Source organism: Nitrosospira multiformis (genome assembly GCF_900111585.1).
Lineage (GTDB): Bacteria > Pseudomonadota > Gammaproteobacteria > Burkholderiales > Nitrosomonadaceae > Nitrosospira > Nitrosospira multiformis_B.
This window is the reverse complement of record NZ_FOHI01000006.1, coordinates 167,219-184,735: the sequence shown is the minus strand read 5'-3', so window position 1 is coordinate 184,735 and position 17,517 is coordinate 167,219. Positions and strand designations below refer to the sequence as shown.

Genomic DNA, 17,517 nt, shown 5'->3' with positions numbered 1-17,517 from the left:
ATGTCCCTTTATTTGATGACGATTATTTCTTGCTTATGATCGCTTCGGCCACGTTCTTCGGCGCTTCGGCGTAATGCTTGAATTCCATCGTATATGTAGCCCGGCCCTGAGTTGCAGACCGTAACGAAGTTGCATAGCCAAACATTTCCGCCAGCGGCACTTCTGCGCGTACGACCTTGAGGCCAGGCAGATCGTCCATGCCCTGAATCATGCCACGTCGGGAGGACAAATCCCCTACGACATTCCCCATGAAGTCTGCGGGCGTTTCCACCTCTACGGCCATCATCGGTTCCAGCAGTACAGGATTGGCTTTGCGCATACCATCCTTGAATGCAATCGAGGCAGCCATCTTGAACGCGTTTTCATTCGAATCGACATCATGGTAAGAGCCGTCGAACAATGTGACTTTGACATCCACCACCGGAAAACCCGCCAGCACGCCATTCGGAAGTGTTTCTTCAAGGCCTTTCTGCACCGCAGGAATATATTCCCTGGGCACGGTTCCACCCTTGATTGCATCAACAAACTCGAAGCCCTTGCCGGCCTCGTTCTGCTCCATCTTGATCCAGACATGCCCATACTGACCCCGGCCGCCGGACTGCTTGATGAATTTGCCTTCGACATCCACCGATTTCCGGATTGCTTCGCGATAGGCCACCTGAGGGGCCCCCACATTGGCTTCGACGCCAAATTCACGTTTCATCCGATCCACAATGATTTCCAGATGCAGCTCGCCCATTCCGGAAATGATGGTTTGGCCGGATTCCTCATCGGTACGCACACGGAAGGAAGGATCTTCCTGGGCAAGACGATTCAATGCGATGCCCATTTTTTCCTGATCCAGCTTGGTTTTCGGTTCCACCGCAACGTGAATCACTGGCTCCGGAAATACCATGCGCTCCAGAGTGATGACATCGCCAGGATCACATAGCGTGTCCCCGGTAACCGCCTCCTTCAAGCCCACTGCCGCAGCTATATCCCCCGCCCGGACTTCCTTGATTTCTTCACGCTGGTTGGCATGCATCTGCAACAGTCTTCCAATCCGCTCCTTGCGCCCCTTGATCGGGTTATAAACGGTATCACCAGAGGTTACGACTCCCGAGTAAACGCGAAAAAAAATCAACTGACCGACGTAGGGATCAGTGGCAATCTTGAAAGCAAGACCAGCAAACGGTTCCTCATCACTCGCATGGCGCTCAGCGTGCTCCCCGCTCTCTTTCTCGCCGTCAATTGCCTCGATGTCGGCTGGGGATGGCAAATAATCCAGCACGGCATCAAGCATTGCCTGCACGCCTTTATTCTTGAAGGCAGATCCGCAGAGCATGGGCACGATTTCATTGGCAAGAGTGCGAATGCGAAGACCCTGCTTAATATCCGCAGGCGACAAATCGCCTTCTTCCAGATATTTGTTCATCAGTTCTTCATTCGCCTCGGCAGCCGACTCCACCATCTTCTCGCGCCAGGATTTGGCATCTTCAACCATATTCGCGGGAATATCGCGTTCCTCGAATCTCATCCCCTGACTGGCATCGTCCCAATGAATAGCCTTCATCTTGATCAGATCAACAACGCCCTCGAATTTGTCCTCCGCGCCTATCGGTAACTGAATGGGCACGGGATGCGCCTTGAGTCGGCTTTGTATCTGCTCATAAACACGCATGAAATTGGCGCCGGCACGATCCATCTTGTTGACAAAAGCAAGACGGGGAACCTTATATTTGTTGGCTTGACGCCATACCGTCTCGGTCTGGGGCTGCACGCCCCCCACTGCACAAAATACAGTGCAGGCACCATCGAGAACACGCAACGATCTCTCCACTTCGATGGTGAAATCAACGTGGCCCGGCGTATCGATGATATTGATGCGATGGTCCGGGTAATTATGATCCATCCCTTTCCAGAAGCATGTGGTGGCGGCGGAGGTAATTGTAATGCCGCGCTCCTGCTCCTGCTCCATCCAGTCCATGGTAGCCGCACCGTCATGCACTTCACCAAGCTTATGCGATACGCCTGTATAGAACAGGATGCGTTCAGTGGTCGTAGTTTTTCCGGCATCTATATGCGCCATGACGCCGATATTTCGGTAACGTTCGATAGGTGTCTTTCTTGCCACAGTTTTCTAGCCTTAAAATTGGAAAACTGCCGGTGGCACAATGCTCCCGGCAGCTAAAAATCAGCGACTTTTCAATCCGAATCAGGCAAACCAGGTCATGATGACAGGTCTCCCTGCCCCATTATTGCCGTCAGAATCGATAATGCGCAAATGCCTTGTTCGCCTCGGCCATACGATGAACTTCCTCGCGTTTCTTGACCGCCCCACCCCTGCCTTCGGCAGCTTCTGCCAACTCACCTGCCAACCGGGCGCCCATGGATTTTTCAGCTCTTTTACGCGCCGCATCACGTAACCACCGCATTGCGAGGGCGTTACGCCGAATCGACCGGACTTCCACCGGAACCTGATAGTTGGCGCCGCCAACGCGGCGGCTTTTTACTTCCACCATTGGACGGACATTGGACAGCGCCTGCGTAAATACTTCCACCGGATCCTTGCCCGTTTTCTTATGAATCTGATCCATGGCCCCGTAAATAATCCGCTCCGCCACGGATTTCTTGCCTCGCGTCATCAATACATTGACAAATTTTGCCACTTCGGCATTATGGTACTTTGGGTCCGGCAAAATTTCGCGTTTTGGAACTTCTCTCCGTCTTGGCATTTTCTAACCTTGGCGTAATTATTCAACTTACGTTATCGGGGCAATCTCGATCAATCGTCTGGTTGTGTCAGGAATTCAAATTGTTTTTAAGCCGACTTCGGCTTTTTGGCGCCGTATTTCGATCGCCCCTGCTTGCGATCCTTGACTCCGGCAGTATCCAGACTGCCCCGGACAGTATGGTAGCGCACGCCCGGCAGATCCTTGACACGACCGCCCCGAATTAAAACTACCGAGTGTTCCTGAAGATTGTGACCTTCTCCACCGATATAACTGGATACCTCGAAGCCATTAGTCAAGCGGACACGCGCCACCTTGCGCAAAGCCGAATTCGGTTTTTTGGGCGTGGTGGTATAAACCCGTGTGCAAACTCCCCGCTTTTGAGGACTGTTTCCCAATGCAGGAACTTTGCTTTTCAGAGGTTTCGCCGCGCGCGGCTTACGTACTAACTGACTGATTGTCGGCATTTTATTTTCCAGAAAAACGGGAGGACAACTCACCTGTCCCGCTGCCAATATAAATTTACTTCCCTGTCCAGCCGCTCACGCTGTCGATCCGCCGGCGGCTAAAAAACTGCGAATTCTATGGACTTTATCTTGCCCTGTCAAGCTAAAGCCTTTTTGTTTTCAATAAGCAATGACAGTTTTACCAGGGGCGAAATGGTGCGAAGCGGAAAAATCCTGCTCGACAACCATCAGAGACTTTGAAACAAAAGCAGATTACAAAACAGGACCGCGAGTCGAAATCAACCGTGCGGTAGCTATGGATTGCGCTGCGGTAAAACTCCTGAACAACCTCAATCAAATGCGGAATACAGCAAACCTGTCAGGAATTCAACATAAGGAAACCCGATAAAGAACAGTCCAGTTCGTGTCCCTGCCATGCATCTCATGCAGTTACTCGCGCCTCGCGCTTTTTGGCAGTCAGCGCATGGTTGCCGAGCTTCTTCAAAACCTCCCAGGCGGGGCCCGGGAACTTGTGCAATTTTATCATGACATCCTCGAGCGCGGCGAGGAACCAGTCGACATCGCTCTCGTCGATATTCAGCGGCGGCAGAATTTTGACAATGGGCATGGCATGACCTGCTACCTGGGTAAGAATATGATGATCGTCAAGAAGCGGAAGAACGATTGCCTGAGCAAAAAGGTTTTCATCCATCTTGTTGACCATTGCCCATGCAGCTCGTAGCGACATTGATTCCGGCTGGCCAAACTCGATTGCAATCATGAGCCCGCGCTGCCGCACCCCCTTGAGAAATTCGAAGCGCGGCACCATCGCCTCGATTCCTTTCCTGAAACGCTCCCCGAGTACAATGGCCCGATCCATGAGCTTCTCATCGTCCAGAACGCTGAGTGAGGCCAAAGCTGCGACCATCGCCATATTGCCCATCCCGAAAGTGGATGCATGAACGATCGCACGATGCAGACTGTCGTAAACACTATCGTAGACGGCACGTCGGGTAATCGTCGCGCCGACTGGAATATAGCCTCCGGAAAGCGCCTTGGAAAGACAGACGATATCTGGCCGGAAATCGGGAACCCATTGACTGGCCAGAAAACGCCCAGTGCGACCCATACCACATTGAATTTCGTCGCAAACCATCAAGGTGCCATATTTTCGGCATAACTCCTGTGCACCCAGCAGGTACTCGTCACTGGCAATATTGACACCCTTACCCTGTATCGGCTCAAAGACGAAGGCCGCGACATCGCCCTTTGCCAGACGCGCTTCCAGTGCGGCCAGGTCACCCATTTTCACTTCTGAACTGCCAGGAAGCATTGGCTCAAAGCCCCTGCGAAAACTTGCTTCCCCGTTCAGTGACAAGGACCCCATGGTCAGGCCGTGAAATGCCTTGGCGAGATGTGCAGTAGAGGGCCGGCCTGTATACCCACGTGCAAATTTGATTGCAGCTTCGATTGCTTCCGTACCGGAGTTACTGAAGTAAACAGTATCCAGCCCCGGAGGCATTCGTTTTACCAGTTCGCGCGCCAGTACCGCGGCGAGCGGCGGAGCATCAAAACCCACCCAGCCGGGAAACTCGGAATCCATTACCTGCTGCAGTGCATTACGGATAGCAGGATGCCGCCGCCCGAAATTGAAAACACCCCAGTTGGTCAGAAAATCGAGATAGCGCGTGCCTGTCTCATCCCAGAGATAAGCACCCTCCCCTCTCACCCAGGCTCGATTGAATCCAAGTGTACGCAGTACCTTGACGAAGACCGGATTTATATGCTCTTCGTAAAGCTCGAAGTTTTTGCCGCGAGTTTCGGCAATGATGGCATTAATATCGATGGGCATGATTCGATTCCGTCAGACACCCTAGGCTAAATGCCAACATTGCCAGTGAGCAGGATGAGGCTCGCGAGCTTCCCTTTCCCCGCCTGTTTTCAGACAGCGTATCCACTGTTTCTAATTTCTCCTGTCTCTTCCTCACTCAAAGGAGGCGCTTCCCCGGTATCCAGCATGAGGCGCTGCCTCTTGCGGGTATTGTGAAAGGTCAAACCCGTACCTGCGGGAATAAGGCGTCCTACAATAACGTTTTCTTTCAGTCCGCGCAGATCATCCTTCTTGCCCATGATAGCCGCTTCGGTCAGCACCCGTGTAGTCTCCTGGAACGAGGCTGCCGAAATGAACGAGTCGGTGGACAGCGAAGCCTTGGTGATGCCCAGCAGCATATATTCATAGGTTGCCGGCCTCTTGTCCTCCAATTCAACCTGTTCGTTTTCCGCAAGCATTTCGGCGCGTTCAACCTGTTCACCCGGAATGAAGCGCGTATCGCCGGAATCCACGATCTGCACACGGCGCAGCATCTGACGTACTATCACCTCGATGTGCTTATCGTTGATCTTGACGCCCTGCAAGCGGTACACATCCTGCACCTCGTCGGTGATATAGCGCGCCAGCGCTTCCACCCCCAGCAGACGGAGAATATCGTGTGGATCAGCAGGACCGTCGACGATGCTTTCTCCCTTGTTCACCACCTGTCCATCATGGGCAGTCACGTGCTTGTCCTTGGGAATGAGATATTCGTGCGACACCCCATCCAGGTCAGTGATGACCAACCGTTGCTTGCCCTTGGTATCCTTGCCGAAGGATACGATTCCGGTGACTTCTGCCAGTACGCCCGCATCCTTAGGGGAACGCGCTTCAAACAATTCCGCAACGCGAGGCAAACCGCCCGTAATGTCCCGCGTTTTCGAGCTTTCCTGTGGAATACGCGCGAGAACCTCGCCCACGCTGACCTGCTGCCCGTCCCGAACAGTGATGATGGAACCTACCTGGAAGGTGATGTGAACCGACAAATTACTGCCCGCCAGCCGCACTTCCTTTCCCTCGTCATCCAGAAGTTTCACCACCGGACGCAATCCCTTCGTTTGCACCACCCCGCGGCGCTTCGGATCGATCACCACCAGCGTGGACAAACCGGTAACCTCATCTATCTGCTTGGCTACCGTCACGCCTTCTTCCACGTTCTCGAAGCGGACCTTGCCAGAGTATTCAGTAATGATTGGACGCGTATGCGGATCCCATGCCGCCAGTACCTGCCCCGCTTTCACGACTTCTCCGTCACGAATCAGCAAGGTCGCACCGTACGGCGCCTTGTGCCGTTCCCGCTCACGTCCGTTATCATCCTGAATCACGACTTCGCCGCTGCGGGAAATCGCGATCAGTTCGCTACGTGCATTGGTCACATAGCGCATACTTGGTGAATACCGCACAATACCGTTGGATTTGCTCTCGACCTGGCTTGCGACCGCGGTTCGGGAAGCCGCCCCGCCGATATGGAAAGTGCGCATGGTCAGCTGAGTGCCAGGCTCACCGATCGACTGAGCGGCGATCACGCCCACCGCTTCGCCAACATTGACCGGGGTACCGCGCCCCAGATCGCGTCCATAACATTTGGCACACAGACCATAGCGGGTTTCACAGGTAAGCGGAGTGCGAACCTTCACTTCATCTATACCCAGCATCTCGATGGCATCCACTGCATTTTCATCCAGCAGCATGCCTGCCGGATAAATCACCGCCTGATGCTCCGGATTGATAATATCATTGGCCACCACACGGCCGAGGATGCGTTCGCGCAACGCTTCGATGACCTCGCCACCTTCGACCAATGCCTTCATCACCACGCCGTTGCTGGTGCCACAGTCCTCCTGGGTTACGACCAGATCCTGTGTCACATCGACAAGCCGGCGGGTAAGATAGCCAGAGTTGGCCGTCTTCAGCGCCGTATCGGCCAGACCCTTGCGCGCACCGTGAGTGGAAATAAAGTACTGCAGAACGTTCAATCCTTCGCGGAAATTAGCCGTGATAGGCGTTTCGATGATTGAACCATCCGGCTTGGCCATCAATCCGCGCATTCCTGCCAACTGACGGATCTGGGCAGCAGAACCGCGAGCGCCCGAATCCGCCATCATATAGATGGAATTGAACGATTCCTGAATCAGAGGTTTTCCTGACTCGCCCGTTTTAGCGCCTCCAGTTTCCGGATCGATGATCGGCTCGACCCCGAGCTGATCCATCATCGCCTTGGCAACCTGGTCGCCTGCGCGGCCCCATATGTCCACAACCTTGTTGTAACGTTCACCTTGGGTGACAAGACCGGACGTATACTGGAGTTCGATCTCCTGCACTTCCTTCTCGGAGGCACTGATGATCGCATCCTTCTGCGCGGGGGTAAGCATATCGTCCAGGCAGATCGAAATCCCAGCCCGAGTGGCATAGCTGAAACCGGCATACATCAGCTTATCGGCAAAAATCACGGTTTCGCGCAGGCCACAGCGACGGAAGCTTGCATTGATGAGCTTGGAGATTTCTTTTTTCTTGAGTACCTTGTTGATCAGCGGGAAAGGCAGCCCGGTAGGGAGAATCTCCGACAATAATGCGCGTCCTACCGTGGTTTCATAACGCGTGATCTTTTCGCGCCGCTCTCCGTCCGCACCCAGCTCATATTCAGGGATCCTCACGGAAATTCGGGCATTCAGCTCGATAACCCGATTCTCGTAGGCACGGGAAACTTCGCTGATATTGGCGAAATACATGCCCTCGCCCCGCGCATTAACCCTCTCGCGCGTGGTGTAGTACAGCCCCAGCACGATGTCCTGCGACGGCACGATGATGGGTTCGCCGTTAGCCGGCGACAAGACGTTGTTGGTCGACATCATCAGCGTGCGGCACTCCATTTGCGCTTCCAGCGAAAGCGGCACGTGGACTGCCATCTGATCGCCGTCAAAGTCCGCGTTGAAAGCGGCGCATACCAACGGATGCAGTTGGATAGCCTTGCCTTCTATCAGGACCGGCTCAAACGCTTGAATACCCAGCCGATGCAGGGTCGGCGCCCGGTTCAGCATTACAGGATGCTCGCGAATGACATCTTCCAGGATGTCCCACACGATCGGGCTTTCGTTTTCGACCTCACGTTTCGCAGCCTTTATCGTGCTGGCGATACCCATTATCTCCAGCTTATTGAAGATAAAGGGTTTGAATAATTCCAGCGCCATTTTCTTGGGTAAACCGCACTGGTGCAGCTTGAGCTGCGGCCCCACCACGATGACCGACCGTCCGGAATAATCCACGCGTTTTCCAAGCAGGTTCTGGCGGAAGCGCCCCCCCTTGCCCTTGATCATATCCGCAAGCGATTTCAGCGGGCGTTTGTTGGCGCCCGTCATGGCTTTGCCGCGACGGCCGTTATCCAGCAGTGAATCCACCGCTTCCTGCAGCATGCGCTTCTCGTTGCGCACGATAATTTCCGGTGCCTTCAGTTCGAGCAAACGTTTCAATCGGTTATTGCGGTTAATGACGCGACGATACAAATCGTTGAGATCGGAAGTTGCAAAACGTCCTCCATCCAGTGGCACCAGTGGCCGCAATTCGGGAGGCAGTACGGGCAGCACGGCCAGGATCATCCACTCCGGTTTGATGCCGGATTTGCTGAATGCTTCCAACACTTTCAGGCGCTTGGAAATCTTCTTCATCTTCGTTTCGGAGCCGGTCGTTCCCATTTCACGGCGAAGATCATCGATTTCTACACGAATATTCAGGGTATTCAACAGATCACGAATACCTTCCGCGCCCATGCTCGCGCGGAAATCATCCCCATATTCTTCGGTTTTGGCCCGGTAATCGTCATCCGTCAGCAACTGGCATCGCTGGAGAGGCGTCAGCCCCGGATCCGTTACTACATACGCCTCGAAATAGAGCACCCGCTCTATATCGCGCAAGGTCATATCCAGCACCATCCCCAATCTGGATGGCAATGATTTCAGGAACCAGATGTGCGCCACAGGGGAGGCCAGTTCGATATGGCCCATGCGTTCGCGCCGCACTTTGGATAACGTGACCTCGACACCACATTTCTCGCAGATCACGCCGCGATGTTTCAAACGCTTGTACTTTCCGCAAAGGCACTCGTAATCCTTTACGGGACCAAAGATTTTTGCACAAAACAGGCCGTCTCGCTCGGGCTTGAACGTACGATAATTGATGGTTTCCGGCTTCTTCACCTCACCATAGGACCAGGAACGTATTTTCTCGGGAGAAGCCAGACCGATCTTGATCGAATCGAACTCTTCTTTCTGGGTAACCTGTTTGAATAAATCAAGCAGTGCTTTCATTTGTCACTCCTGTTGATCAGGGGTCTATGCAAAAAATTATCCGGTGAAAAAGCAAACGCAGCAAAAAGGTATCTGATTCTCATACCTCCAGAATAAAAATTGCTAATGCCGCTCCAGGTCGATATCCATGGCCAGCGACCGGATTTCCTTCACCAGCACGTTGAAGGATTCCGGCATGCCCGCATCGATCTTGTGGTCGCCCTTCACAATGCTCTCGTATACTTTCGTGCGCCCGTTCACATCATCCGATTTGACTGTCAGCATTTCTTGCAGCGTATAGGCGGATCCGTACGCTTCGAGCGCCCACACCTCCATTTCTCCGAAACGCTGGCCCCCGAACTGGGCTTTGCCTCCGAGCGGCTGCTGAGTGACAAGACTGTAGGGACCGGTTGAACGGGCGTGCATCTTGTCGTCCACCAGGTGGTGCAGTTTCAGCACATGCATGTAACCGACGGTAACCGGGCGATCGAAGGCCTCCCCGGTACGACCATCATGAAGGGTCACCTGTCCTGAACGCGGTAAACCGGCAAGTTCAAGCATGTCCTTGATTTCCTGCTCCGTGGCGCCATCAAATACCGGTGTGGCGAAGGGCACTCCATCCTGGAGGTTTCCTGCCAGATCCGCGATTTCCCCGTCGGTCAAGGAGGTAATATCTTCCGGTTTTCCACTGGTGTTATATATCTTGTCAAGAAAGGCTCGCAGCTCGGCGGCCTCCTTGCCTGCGCGCAACATATCGCCGATCTTCTGTCCCAGACCTTTAGCCGCCCAGCCGAGATGCGTCTCTAGGATCTGCCCCACATTCATGCGTGACGGTACACCCAACGGATTCAGCACCACATCCACGGGGGTGCCATCGGCCATATAAGGCATATCCTCCACTGGCACGATCTTCGAAATGACCCCCTTATTGCCGTGACGGCCGGCCATTTTGTCTCCCGGCTGAAGGCGCCGCTTCACCGCCACGTATACCTTGACCATTTTCTGCACGCCTGGAGGCAACTCATCGCCCTGGGTGAGCTTCTTTTTCTTCTCCTCGAAGGCCGCATCGAATGCCTTGCGTTTTTGCGCCAGGCCCTCTTCGATCTGTTCGAGCTGTACACTCGCCCCTTCATCCGCCAGCCGTATGTCGAACCAATGGTGGGGGTCAATGCTTTCCAAATACTCCTTGGTGATGGTCGCACCTTTGGCAAGCTTTTTGGGACCGCCGGTGGCAATCTTGCCGATGAGCAGGCGCTCGATCCGGACAAATGCGTCAGCCTCCACGATCCGCATCTGATCGGCCAGATCTTTCTTGTACCGCTTCAGCTCATCGTCAATGATTTGCTGCGCACGCTTGTCCCGTTCGATACCTTCCCGGGTGAAGACCTGTACATCGATCACCGTTCCGGAGATGCCGGATGGCACTCGCAGGGAAGTATCCTTCACATCGGAAGCTTTCTCGCCAAAAATTGCACGCAACAGTTTTTCTTCCGGCGTAAGCTGGGTTTCCCCCTTGGGCGTCACTTTGCCCACCAGCACGTCACCGGCTTCCACCTCGGCCCCGATATGCACAATGCCCGAAGCATCCAGACGGCCTAGCTGCGCCTCCGACAGGTTTGAAATATCGCCGGTAATTTCTTCGGTTCCAAGCTTGGTATCGCGGCTTACCACCGACAATTCTTCGATATGAATGGAGGTAAAGCGGTCATCCGCCACAATACGCTCGGAAATGAGAATGGAATCTTCGAAGTTGTAACCGGTCCACGGCATAAACGCGACCAGCATGTTCTGCCCCAGCGCAAGCTCACCCTTGTCGGTGGAAGCGCCGTCCGCGACCACATCTGCGCGCGCGATCACATCGCCCACCTTCACCAGCGGCCGCTGGTTGATATTGGTATTCTGGTTTGAACGCGTATATTTCGTGAGGTTGTAGATGTCTACGCCCACTTCACCCGCACGCGTCTCGATGTCGTGCACCCGCACCACGATACGGCTCGCGTCAACATAATCCACGACGCCGCCCCGCACCGCTTTTACCGCGGTGCCGGAGTCGACGGCAACGACGCGCTCGATTCCCGTTCCGACCAGAGGTTTCTCGGCGCGCAGACAAGGCACCGCCTGCCGCTGCATGTTGGAACCCATCAATGCCCGGTTGGCGTCATCATGCTCCAGGAAGGGAATCAGCGAGGCGGCCACCGAGACAATCTGCGCAGGCGCCACGTCCATATATTCAATCCGGTCGGGGGTCGCTAGGGTAAACTCGTTCTTATGGCGGCAGGAAACGATGTCATTGGTGAATCTGCCGTCTCCATCCAGTTCGGCGTTTGCCTGGGCAATTACATATTGCCCCTCCTCAATGGCTGAAAGAAAATGAATCTCGTCAGTGACCAAACCGTCTGTTACCTTGCGATAAGGCGTTTCCATAAAGCCGTATTCATTGGTCTGGGCATATAACGCCAGCGAGTTGATCAAACCAATGTTGGGGCCTTCTGGCGTTTCGATCGGACATACCCGCCCATAATGAGTCGGGTGTACGTCACGGACCTCAAACCCCGCCCTCTCGCGCGTCAGACCACCAGGCCCAAGCGCGGACACACGACGTTTGTGCGTGATTTCAGAGAGTGGATTGGTCTGGTCCATGAACTGCGATAACTGACTGGAACCGAAGAACTCACGCACCGCCGCAGATACCGGCTTGGCATTGATCAGGTCATGCGGCATCAGATTCTCTGATTCGGCCTGACTCAGACGTTCTTTTACTGCTCTTTCGACCCTCACCAGGCCAGAGCGAAACTGGTTTTCCGCCAATTCACCCACGGAGCGTACGCGGCGATTGCCCAAGTGATCGATATCATCAATCTCCCCACGACCGTTACGGAGCTCTACCAGAATCCTGATCACTGCAATGATATCTTCATTGGATAGCGTGGTCGGCCCATCCAACTCTGTCTTACCGACCCTGCGATTGAATTTCATTCGCCCTACCACTGAGAGGTCATAGCGTTCGGGGGCATAGAACAATCCGATGAAGAGTGCTTTGACTGCCTCCTCGGTAGGAGGTTCACCCGGTCGCATCATGCGGTAGATCGCAACCTGCGCGGCCATCTCATCTGCGGTTTCGTCTATCTTGAGCGTTTGCGATATATATGCGCCCTGATCGAGATCATTGGTATAAATCGTACGGATCTCTTCTACATTGGCATCCCGCAGCTTACCAAGCAAGGTTTCCGTAATTTCATCATTGGCAAGCGCGAGAATTTCTCCCGTTTCCTTATCCACTACGTTGTGGCCCAACACCCGCCCCAACAGGAAATCTTCCGGCACCTCAAGCCTGTCTATACCCGCTTGCTGCATTTCGCGCACATGCTTCACAGTAATGCGCTTGTCCTTCTGGACTATAACCTTGCCGCTTTTCGACAGGATATCGAAGCGCGCGGTATCACCCCGCAAACGCTCCGGTAACAGCTCAAAAAGAATACTTTTCCGCGATATATAGAAAGAGTCAAAAGAAAAGAAATTCTCCAGGATCTGCTCGGGTGTATATCCAATGGCCTTCAGCAGCACGGTAATGGGCATTTTGCGACGCCTGTCGACCCGAAAATAGAGGTAATCCTTGGGATCAAACTCAAAATCAAGCCAGGAACCGCGGTAAGGAATGATACGTGCGGAAAAAAGCAATTTACCGGATGAATGCGTTTTACCGCGATCGTGCTCGAAAAATACCCCAGGCGAACGATGCAACTGGGACACGATTACGCGTTCGGTGCCGTTAATCACAAACGAGCCGGTATTCGTCATGAGCGGAATCTCGCCCATGTAAACCTCCTGCTCCTTCACTTCCCTGACGGTCGGCTTGGACGCCTCCTTATCCATAATGGTCAAGCGCACCTTCGCCCGCAGGGGAGAAGCATAGGTAAGGCCACGTTGTTGACACTCCTTCACGTCGAAAGGAGGCGCACCGAGTACGTAATTGACGAAATCGAGGCGTGCATTCCTGGAATGACTCTCGATCGGAAAGATCGACAGAAAGGCGGCTTGCAACCCCTCCGGAGCGCGTTGGTCAGGATCGACGTGGGCTTGCAGGAAAGCAGCGTAAGATTCGATTTGCGTAGCGAGAAGAAAGGGAATCGGCAAGACGCTTGCACGCTTGGCGAAACTTTTACGAATACGTTTTTTCTCGGTGAACGAATAACTCATGGACTCTCCGGAAGATCAGAAGATGGATTGACAGAAAATAGAGAACAGAGTACTTGTTTTGGCCAGCGCGCTTGGTGTTCTGCCGCACAAAACACGCCATCAAAATTCAAAAAACGCCAGAACCGGCGGCATGGGGTAATGCCGCCGGCTTTTTTTACTGTTTTTCTTTTATTTGATTTCAGCAGTGGCGCCTGCTTCAGCAAGCTGCTTCTGGATGGCTTCCGCATCCGCTTTGGCAATACCTTCCTTGACTGGCTTGGGTGCACCGTCCACCAGATCTTTTGCTTCTTTCAAGCCAAGGCCGGTAACGGCACGCACCACCTTGATCACATTTACCTTGCTTTCACCCACCGCAGTCAGCATCACGGTAAATTCAGTTTGTTCCTCTGCGGGGGCTGCGGCAGCGCCTGCTGCCGGCGCCGCTGCCACAACCGCGGCAGCGGCAGCGGAAACACCGAATTTCTCTTCCATTTCCTTGATGAGCTGGGAAAGCTCCAGCACAGTCATATTTGCAATCGCATCCAAAATTTCTGCTTTGGCTATAGCCATGATTTTCTCCTGATAATTAATCCAATAACTATGATGGTATATCGGTCCCACAGTGACCCACAGTGACTGAGCCCCGGGTCAAGCGGTTTCTTTCTGGTCGCGAACAGCAGCGAGGCCACGAACAAAACGTGCGGGAACTTCATTCAGAGTCCGCACAAAATTGGCGACAGGCGCCTGCATCGTGCCCAGCAGCTTGGCAAGAAGCTCCTCGCGGCTTGGCAGAGAGGCCAGACTGGCAATCTCACTGCTGGAAATTACATGGTTTGCCATGGCCCCAGCCTTGATCACCAGTTTGTCGTTACCCTTCGAAAACTCGTGCAGCACCTTGGCCGCCGCAACCGGATCGCTGCCGATGCCGTAAGCGAGAGGCCCGACCATATGCTCGGACAATCCCGAAAACGGGGTGTCCGAAACCGCTCTGCGTGCCAGCGAATTCTTAAGCACCCGGAAATATATCCCCGACTGCCGCGCCTTCGCCCGCAGCTGCGTCATATGCCCGACCCCCAGTCCGCGGTACTCCGCGATGATGATGGCCTGCGCTTTGGCTACTTGCGCGCTGACTTCAGCGACCACCGCTTTTTTCTCATCTAAATTTAGACTCAAGGTACTTCTCCATCAGTTAAAATGCGGCAATAAGTGTGGTATGCTGGTTTGGGAGTCTTAACCTCGGGTTGATCCGAGATTCTGACCCCCTCCCCCCATACGCGATCTCACACCGCGAAACCGGCGACCTTAAATCAGGAGTGGAATCTTTTCCTGTTTCTGGGCACGCCATCTGCGCTGGGTAGCCAGGGAAATAGGGAAATGCAGCCCGGCACAGAACACCGGGCACAGGCCCTTCACCATGCAGATTAAGTCTCGGACAATGGCTCACTCAACACCAAACTGAGCAATAAACTGGGCGAATCCACTTCGCCTGCCATGCCAATACCCCAGCGGTCTTTGATAACCCGTCGGAAAAGCGCCCTGCGCCTTCCCGACGGCCCAAAGTCTTACAATACTTAAAACAACGGGGAATCCAGTACTCGCACCTATCGCATGCTTGTCTGATCCACGCGAACACCTATTCCCATTGTGCTCGAGACTGATATCTTCCTTAGGTAAATGCCCTTGGATGCGGCAGGCTTGGATTTATTGAGCGCGTCGATCAGCGCCATTATGTTCTGAGTCAGGGCATCCACCGTGAACGAGGCGCGTCCGATGGTGCACTGGACGATACCTCCTTTGTCGGCGCGATACTGAACTTGACCGGCTTTCGCGTTTTTTACCGCACCGGCCACGTCCGGCGTTACCGTTCCCACCTTGGGATTAGGCATCAAGCCACGCGGACCGAGTATCTGCCCCAGTTGTCCTACAACACGCATTGCATCGGGACTGGCGATAGCCACATCGAATTCGATATTGCCCCCCTTGATCTGCTCGGCGAGATCTTCAAAGCCGACAATATCAGCCCCCGCTGCCGCCGCTTCCCGGGCCTTGTCGCCCTGCGCAAATACGGCCACCCGCACGGTCTTTCCCGTACCCGCAGGTAACACCACAGACCCACGCACTGCCTGGTCAGATTTTTTTGCGTCTATCCCAAGATTGACGGCCACATCGATGGACTCGTCGAATTTCGCGATCGCTGTTTCCCTGACGAGATTGAGCGCATCCTGCAACGGGTAATATTTCGTGCGATCCACTTTTTCCGAGATCGCCTTGAGGCGTTTGGATAGGCGCGCCATGTTATGCGCCCTCCACTTCTATGCCCATGCTGCGAGCACTACCCGCAATGGTACGGACTGCCGCGTCCATGTCTGCGGCAGTCAGATCCGGCATTTTTATCTGGGCGATTTCTTCCATTTGCTTCCGTGTCAACCGTCCTATCTTATCTGTATGGGGTTTCGCGCTTCCCTTGCCCACTCCCGCTGCCTTCTTTATCAGGACGGTAGCGGGCGTGGTCTTCATGGTAAAGGTGAAGCTCTTGTCGGCATAAGCGGTTATGACGACCGGAACCGGCAATCCGACTTCCATTTTCTGCGTTGCCGCATTGAATGCCTTGCAGAACTCCATGATGTTGAGTCCCCGCTGCCCCAGGGCAGGGCCTATTGGCGGACTGGGGTTTGCCTTCCCCGCCGGCACCTGCAATTTGATATAGCCGACTATTTTCTTTGCCATTTGCTCTCCTATCGGGTTCAAACGAGCCCTTGAGGCCCTCCCCGCTTAACAATATGCGATATGCAATATGTGACCGAGGCCTTCCGGCACTTCCGGAAACCCTTAACCCTTACTATACTAGGCTTTCTCGACCTGACTGAAATCCAACTCTACAGGTGTGGGACGTCCAAAAATGGACACTGAAACCCGGAGCTTGCTTTTGTCGTAATTGACATCTTCCACGTTGCCGTGAAAATCCGTAAATGGTCCTTCCTTGACACGCACCGCCTCGCCCGTTTCGAAAAGAATCTTGGGCTTGGGTTTTTCCACCCCTTCCTGAATCTGATGGAGAATGTTCTGCACTTCCTTCTCGCTGATAGGCGTAGGATTCATGGCCGTACCGCCAATGAAGCCCGTCACCTTCGGCGTGTTTTTGACCAGGTGCCATGTTTCGTCGGTCATCTCCATCTCGACCAGTACGTAGCCCGGGAAAAATTTCCGTTCGCTGAGATTTTTCTGTCCTGCTTTCATCTCGATGACTTCTTCCACAGGAACGAGTATCTGCCCGAACTTGTCCAGCATTCCAGCGCGACTGATCCGCTCCTTCAGCGTACGCTGCACGCTCTTCTCGAAACCGGAGTAGGCATGAACCACATACCACTTCTTTTCCATTACCCTTCCTGTCCCATGAGATATTTCACCGCCAGCAGCAGGCCCGCGTCTATCATCCACAGGAACATGGCCATTACCAGAACGAAGGCAAAAACGATACCCGTCGTCTGCACCGTTTCCTTCCGGTTTGGCCATACCACCTTCTTGGTCTCTTCCCACGACTCCCTGCTGAACGCGTAAAACTGCTTGCCCTGAGTGGTGAACGACACCACCACGGTCGCAAGAACGAGGCCCCCGAGAACTGAAATGACGCGAATTACCATTGCGCTCTCGCGCAGGTAATAGAATCCGGCAATACCCGCAATCAGCAGCAGAAGCGCGAATCCCAACTTGATCTTATCCACTAACCTATCCCACTCTGCCTTTTAATGCCTGCCAGCAGACGAAGCGGGGCGCGAGCAAGATTCATGCGCAACCTCACTGCACGACCCGAAATAACAACGTATTACGAGGCCCTGCTTCCCCTGGAAACATGCAGTTATTGACGATTTTGAAATGACATTTCCTGATGGCAGGCCAGGAGGGCATCGAACCCCCAACCTTCGGTTTTGGAGACCGACGCTCTGCCAATTGAGCTACTGGCCTGTACTTTGAACAAAGGTAAAAAAATGAAGAACTCACCTGAACACATACGAATGTAAGGCTCTTCAACGCTG

12 protein-coding genes and 1 tRNA gene are annotated in these 17,517 nt (G+C 53.9%); all 13 read right to left on the bottom strand.

The window, feature by feature from the left end:
* Positions 1–22: 22 nt before the first annotated feature.
* Positions 23–2,113: an elongation factor G gene (gene fusA / locus BMW46_RS10760; protein WP_074708343.1), complete on the bottom strand. Its 2,091-nt coding sequence runs from the start codon at positions 2,111–2,113 to the stop codon at positions 23–25.
* 130 nt (positions 2,114–2,243) lie between these two features.
* Complete coding sequence (rpsG, locus tag BMW46_RS10755) at positions 2,244–2,714, bottom strand: 30S ribosomal protein S7 (RefSeq protein WP_011380120.1); 471 nt, start codon at positions 2,712–2,714, stop codon at positions 2,244–2,246.
* Between the two features lie 86 nt (positions 2,715–2,800).
* Complete coding sequence (gene rpsL, locus BMW46_RS10750; RefSeq protein ID WP_011380119.1) at positions 2,801–3,178, bottom strand: 30S ribosomal protein S12; 378 nt, start codon at positions 3,176–3,178, stop codon at positions 2,801–2,803.
* Between the two features lie 421 nt (positions 3,179–3,599).
* Positions 3,600–5,009 (bottom strand): aspartate aminotransferase family protein, encoded by a 1,410-nt coding sequence (locus BMW46_RS10740; protein WP_074708338.1) that lies wholly within the window; start codon positions 5,007–5,009, stop codon positions 3,600–3,602.
* Positions 5,010–5,098: 89 nt separating this feature from the next.
* Positions 5,099–9,328, bottom strand: a complete 4,230-nt coding sequence (rpoC, locus tag BMW46_RS10735; protein WP_074708336.1) for a DNA-directed RNA polymerase subunit beta' — start codon at positions 9,326–9,328, stop codon at positions 5,099–5,101.
* A 102-nt stretch (positions 9,329–9,430) separates the two neighbouring features.
* Positions 9,431–13,504 carry a DNA-directed RNA polymerase subunit beta gene (rpoB, locus tag BMW46_RS10730; protein ID WP_074708333.1) on the bottom strand — a complete coding sequence of 1,358 codons (4,074 nt, stop codon included), beginning with the start codon at positions 13,502–13,504 and terminating at the stop codon, positions 9,431–9,433.
* Between the two features lie 168 nt (positions 13,505–13,672).
* Complete coding sequence (gene rplL / locus BMW46_RS10725) at positions 13,673–14,053, bottom strand: 50S ribosomal protein L7/L12 (RefSeq protein WP_011380115.1); 381 nt, start codon at positions 14,051–14,053, stop codon at positions 13,673–13,675.
* A 78-nt stretch (positions 14,054–14,131) separates the two neighbouring features.
* Positions 14,132–14,656: a 50S ribosomal protein L10 gene (gene rplJ, locus BMW46_RS10720; RefSeq protein WP_074708330.1), complete on the bottom strand. Its 525-nt coding sequence runs from the start codon at positions 14,654–14,656 to the stop codon at positions 14,132–14,134.
* Positions 14,657–15,084: 428 nt separating this feature from the next.
* Positions 15,085–15,777 carry a 50S ribosomal protein L1 gene (gene rplA, locus BMW46_RS10715; RefSeq protein WP_074708327.1) on the bottom strand — a complete coding sequence of 231 codons (693 nt, stop codon included), beginning with the start codon at positions 15,775–15,777 and terminating at the stop codon, positions 15,085–15,087.
* 1 nt (position 15,778) lies between these two features.
* Positions 15,779–16,210, bottom strand: a complete 432-nt coding sequence (gene rplK, locus BMW46_RS10710) for a 50S ribosomal protein L11 (RefSeq protein WP_011380112.1) — start codon at positions 16,208–16,210, stop codon at positions 15,779–15,781.
* 117 nt (positions 16,211–16,327) lie between these two features.
* Positions 16,328–16,861 carry a transcription termination/antitermination protein NusG gene (nusG, locus tag BMW46_RS10705; RefSeq protein WP_074708325.1) on the bottom strand — a complete coding sequence of 178 codons (534 nt, stop codon included), beginning with the start codon at positions 16,859–16,861 and terminating at the stop codon, positions 16,328–16,330.
* Positions 16,861–17,205: a preprotein translocase subunit SecE gene (gene secE / locus BMW46_RS10700; RefSeq protein WP_074708322.1), complete on the bottom strand. Its 345-nt coding sequence runs from the start codon at positions 17,203–17,205 to the stop codon at positions 16,861–16,863. Before secE ends, nusG begins: the two co-directional genes overlap by 1 nt.
* 165 nt (positions 17,206–17,370) lie before the next feature.
* Positions 17,371–17,446, bottom strand: a tRNA-Trp gene (locus tag BMW46_RS10695).
* Positions 17,447–17,517: the final 71 nt, after the last annotated feature.